Origin of the sequence: Candidatus Culexarchaeum yellowstonense, assembly GCF_024707025.1 — an archaeon.
Taxonomy (GTDB): domain Archaea; phylum Thermoproteota; class Methanomethylicia; order Culexarchaeales; family Culexarchaeaceae; genus Culexarchaeum.
In genome coordinates, this window is the sequence record NZ_JANGFQ010000251.1 from 1 (window position 1) to 5,075 (window position 5,075).

Sequence of the window (5,075 nt, forward strand, 5' to 3'; positions counted from 1 at the left end):
AGTCTTCATGGATCCCAATGAAAAAACCAGCTTCGCCCTCTCCTCAATAGTTTCATGTTTTATGTCCAATCCCCTTGCCCCCTAACTTAACGTTTAAGAACCATACTTCTCAGCTGAAATTATAATTAACTCTGTACACACCCCTAATATACTTCTATCCACATCACATATACCTTTCCCTAATAATTTAACTCAAATAATAATAAATTTTAATTACATGATAATTGAACAATATTCTTCATGCGCATTCTCCATATGGGAAATATGGAGTTGCGCCAGTTTAGAAGGCGCTTCCTCTATCTTAGGCTTCTTCGAAGAGTCCTCCTCCTAATCGCATTGATATTACTGTTATCGAATATGTTCATTCAGAACTGGGGAGTCAGGGTACTCTCAACAGTTATACTGATTATTTGGGTCGTTCTCTCGATAATTAACCTATATTATCTGTTTCGGGTGAGAAGGATGCGCGCTCCACCAGTACACAGGATACAAATTATTTTCTTCGAACGCATTAAAGGATAAACCATGTTAATAGACGGCATAATTGCCATCATGGACTCAGCAATAGGAACATTATTAAATAATAAAATGGAATATTCAATGGAATATTCTAAGTCTTCGGATTCTTTGAAAGCTTGAAGAATGGATTAGATGATACCTACCCGTTTAAGTTAAAAAATATCTGACTAAAAGGGTGATCAATCATCCTTTACATGAAAAAATTATTTTTATCCTATTTTCTTTTTATCAATATAAAATTCGGTTAGGTTGGTTTTTGAAACTTTTGAAAATCAGCGAATGTCTTAAATATTGCCACAAATATACTACTGTAAGGTGACGTATAATGGAAATACTTGTTGGCAAAGAAACTCGTGCATATTTAAGAAAGAAGGGTCTTCCAGACCATGATCTTTACGAGCTTCCAGAATCTAAATTGAGGTTTCCAGATGGTGCCCAGTACAGGATTGAAATTCCAACTGTTAACTCAGCTGAAACGATGAGGGCTGCACTTGAAACTGCTGAAAAATATGGAGTGGTTATTAATAGGATTACTGAAACTCTTGGGATAATGCGCCACACAGACGAAGAGCTGGAAGAATTCATACAGCTTGCAAAGGATTATAAAGTAGAACTAATCCTTTCAGTGGGGCCAAGGGCGACTTATGACCTAAGTACCCAGAGGGCAACGAACACCCCTGAAGCTGGAAGAGTTGGCTATAGGCTTAGGGGGATGGAGCAGGTTATAAGAGCTGTTGAAGATGTCAAAAGAGCAGTGCATCTTGGTTGCAGAGGCATACTCGTGTATGATGAAGGTCTTCTATGGTTGTTAAATGAAATGCGGAAAGATGGGGAACTCCCAAAAGATGTGAAATTTAAGTTGTCAGCCCACTGTGGTCATGGAAACCCCGTGTCCTTTAAGGTTTTAGAAATGTTGGGTGCTGATTCTATAAACCCCGTTAGGGACTTAACTTTACCCATGATTGCCGCAATAAGACAAGCCGTAAGTGTGCCAATAGACGTACACGTTGACAATCCTGCATCTACTGGTGGAATGATCAGAACCTACGAGGCGCCAGAAATGGTGAGAATAGGTGCACCCATACATTTGAAAACTGGGAATTCAGCGCTTGTAACTCATGGTCTACCAACAACTAAGGCAGAAGGTGTGAATATGGCTAAACAAGCAGTACTTGTTGCCCGAACTGTTAAAAAGTATTATCCAGAGGCTGTTCAGTCAGGGAAGGGTGCGGAAGGATTAGCTATTCCAAAATAGAAGAGAGGGAGAATGATTGCCAAAAAGCGTTTGGTATCAAGAGTTAAGCTGGCCTGAAATAGTTGAACATGCTAAAAAATGTGACATCATAATATTGCCCGTTGGTTCAATAGAACAGCATGGTCCTCAATGTCCAGTTGGTGAAGACTCCCTTAATGTTCAAAAAATGGCGGAACGCGTGGCCAAAAGAACAGGTGTGCTTATTGCACCTCCAATATGGTATGGTGCTCACATGTACATGCAATATGGCTTTCCAGGAACTATCCCCATTCGATCGGATGTGCTTAAACAATTTGTGAAAGATGTCGTAACTGGGCTTGTGAAAAATGGGTTCAAAAAAGTAATAATATTTAATGGACATGGTCAGCAATGGGTTCTTGTAGGTGCTTTACATGAACTAGCCTTAGAGACTAAGGCTTTCATTGCCGTTATCACATGGTGGGAACTTGTTAGGAAACTCATAGAAGAGGTTTGTGAAACTCCACTTGTACATGCAGATGAAGTAGAGACTTCGGTGGCTTTAGAACTTTACCCGGAACTTGTAGACATGAGTAAAGCAGGTAAAGAGTCAGCGCCTACTATTGTTGACAAGAAATGGTTTGGTCATCCGACAAGGACAGTCCCAGAAGAAGGTGGAATTCCTCATCACAACATTACAGCATCCTACTTCCAAGTTGATGTTTACAAGCTGGGTATAATTGGAGACGCCACAAAGGCAACTAAGGAAAAGGGCAAAAAGATAGTAGATGCTGTAGTCGATAAATTATGCGAATTCATAGAAGAGCTTAAAAGAAAATATCCCCCTGGAGTTTCACCACTTGAAAATCCACCAAAGGTGTAGAGCATGATAATCGTTAAGAAGGACGAGGCTCCAGTCTTCCCTGCTCCTCCACCTTCAAAGAAAGTGACAAAGATATTAATAGATCCAGTTATAGGCTCAAAGCATTTGGCAATGGGCTTCACGGTTTATCCTGTAGGGGAGAAGGGTGCACCTCATGCCCACACTGGTGAAGAAACAATTTTCATCTTAAGGGGGAAAGCGAAAATTTCTGGTGTAAATGGGGAGTATATCCTTGAAGCAGGCGACCTAGTTTATATTCCGCCAAATGAAACTCACACCCTAGAAAACTTTGGCGATGAGGAATTGCAATTCATATGGGTTTATACGCCTCCTGGAGACGAGAAAGTCATAAGGGAAAGAGCTAAAAAACATTAAATATTTTTTTATTTTTATATGCAGTTAAAGCTACTGGGGGTTTTGAGATGACTGGGTATATAGGTAAAATTCTAAGAGTAGACCTCACGAATGAGAATGTCAAAATCGAAAATTTGCCTCAAGACTTAAGAGAAAAGTACATAGGTGGTTCAAGTCTGGCTGCAAAAATAATTTATGATGAAATGCCTGTTGATGTAGAGCCCTTCAGCCCTGAAGCCCTTCTCATATTTGCCACGGGGCCTCTTACAGGCACCGTTGTCCCTTCTTCAGGACGTATTAGTGTATGCGCGAGATCCCCCCTTGGAATTTGGGGGGAATCCCATGCTGGAGGATTATTCGGTCAACATCTTAAGAAGGCTGGTTTCGACTTAATCATTATAAGTGGACGAGCGAAGAAGCCAGTCTATTTATCCGTAATAGATGGCGAAGTTAACTTTAAGGATGCAAGTCACATTTGGGGTAAAGACGTCTATGAAACCTATGACATTATAAAAAGGGAGCTTAAAGATGATACTGTTCAAATAGGCGCCATAGGACCTGCTGGTGAAAAGCTTGTGTATTATGCATCCATAATTTTCGGCATCGGCAAAGCAGGAAGGTCTGGAATGGGTGCAATTATGGGATCTAAAAACTTGAAGGCAGTGGTTGTTAAAGGGACTGGGAAGATTCCAGTAGCTGATGAAAATAAACTATTGGAGTTTGCAAAAGAAGTACAAATGCAGCTAGCTAAAAGCCCAGTTACTCAAGTTTTTCGTAAATATGGAACAGGTGGAGGCTTGGAATCTCATTATCGCCTAGGTAACGTACCGATAAGAAACTATAGAGAAGGGGTTTGGGATGAAGAAAAGGTGAAGAAGATAAGTGGCGTTGCAATTTCTCAAACTATCCTAGACAAGATAACTCCGTGTTGTAATTGTGTAATTGCGTGTAAACGCACAGTCTACATTAGGGAGGGGAAATATGCTGGCTTAAAAGCTGACGCCCCTGAATTTGAAACTCAATGCATGTTAGGCTTAAACCTACTTAACGATGACTTATCCCTTATTACGAAGCTAAATGATTTATGTAACAGACTTGGAATGGACACTATTTCCGTGGGGGCTGTTCTTTCCTTCGCCATAGAAGCCTATGAAAGAGGCATAATAACAAAACAAGATACTGGAGGAATAGAACTCACATGGGGCCCCTCAGAAAACTTAGTGAAACTAGTGGAACTCATAGCGAGAAGAGAAGGCATAGGCGACTTGTTAGCTAGAGGTGTAAAAGAAGCTTCAAAACAGTTGAATCGCGGAAGCGAGGAGTTTGCTGTTCATGTTAAAGGTCTCGAAGTTGCAGCCCATAACCCGAGAGCCTTCTTTGGGCATGCTTTAAGTTATGCAACTATGAACCGTGGCGGATGCCACCTTGCTTGGCCCCATAATCCAGATAGGGGGAGACTAGTACCAGAAATCGGCATTACGGTACAAGGTGATAGATTCCAATCGAAGGGAAAAGCTATAATGGTTAAAAAAATGCAAGATATGATGGAGCTCTTCGACGCATTGACTATGTGTAAATATACATTATCGGCAGGTCTCACTTTTACTCAGGTTAGAACGTTTTTTGAGCTTGTAACTGGTAGAAGAGTGACTATTGAAGAATTGATGGTAATTGGTGAAAGAAGCTTCAATCTTAAAAGGCTTCTTAACTGTCAGTGGGGTATATCCTCAAAGGATGATGTTCTTCCAAAGAGATTGCTAGAGCCACAAGAAGGTGGCACCATGGGGAAAGTTCCAGACATAGAAATTATGCTAAGAGAATATTATGAAGCTCGAGGATGGACTCCTGAAGGTATTCCTTCAAAAGAGAAATTAAGGGAGCTTGGCATTGTTTAATCATATTGACTTTATTAAATTTTTTTTAGTTTGTAAAGTAGTTGAGCATTAGAGCTAATACTGATAGAATATGCTGAGACAATGTTGAGGAATGGGGGTAGTTCATTTTAGCATCAAATACTGGAAAATATAGGAAGAATGAAGGATGTTAAAGTTTTTGGATACTCTTCCATGGTGAAACTATTAACTTTAAATTTCAATCACTACCTTT

Annotated in this window: 4 protein-coding genes; all 4 read left to right on the forward strand. The window is 40.2% G+C overall.

The window, feature by feature from the left end; all coding sequences use genetic code 11:
- Window positions 1-844 precede the first annotated feature (844 nt).
- Genes MRT15_RS12230 through MRT15_RS12245 form a run of 4 tightly spaced genes read left to right on the forward strand, consistent with a single transcriptional unit; the run spans window position 845 to window position 4,864 of the window.
- The gene (locus MRT15_RS12230; protein WP_304330572.1) at window positions 845-1,774 is read left to right on the forward strand and encodes a hypothetical protein; all 930 of its coding nucleotides are present in this window, start codon (window positions 845-847) and stop codon (window positions 1,772-1,774) included.
- 16 nt (window positions 1,775-1,790) lie between these two features.
- The gene (locus tag MRT15_RS12235; RefSeq protein WP_304330573.1) at window positions 1,791-2,615 is read left to right on the forward strand and encodes a creatininase family protein; all 825 of its coding nucleotides are present in this window, start codon (window positions 1,791-1,793) and stop codon (window positions 2,613-2,615) included.
- Window positions 2,616-2,618: 3 nt separating this feature from the next.
- Window positions 2,619-2,990: a cupin domain-containing protein gene (locus MRT15_RS12240; protein ID WP_304330574.1), complete on the forward strand. Its 372-nt coding sequence runs from the start codon at window positions 2,619-2,621 to the stop codon at window positions 2,988-2,990.
- 47 nt (window positions 2,991-3,037) lie between these two features.
- A complete protein-coding gene (locus MRT15_RS12245; RefSeq protein ID WP_304330575.1) occupies window positions 3,038-4,864 on the forward strand; it encodes an aldehyde ferredoxin oxidoreductase family protein in 1,827 nt (608 codons plus the stop codon).
- Window positions 4,865-5,075 lie beyond the last annotated feature (211 nt).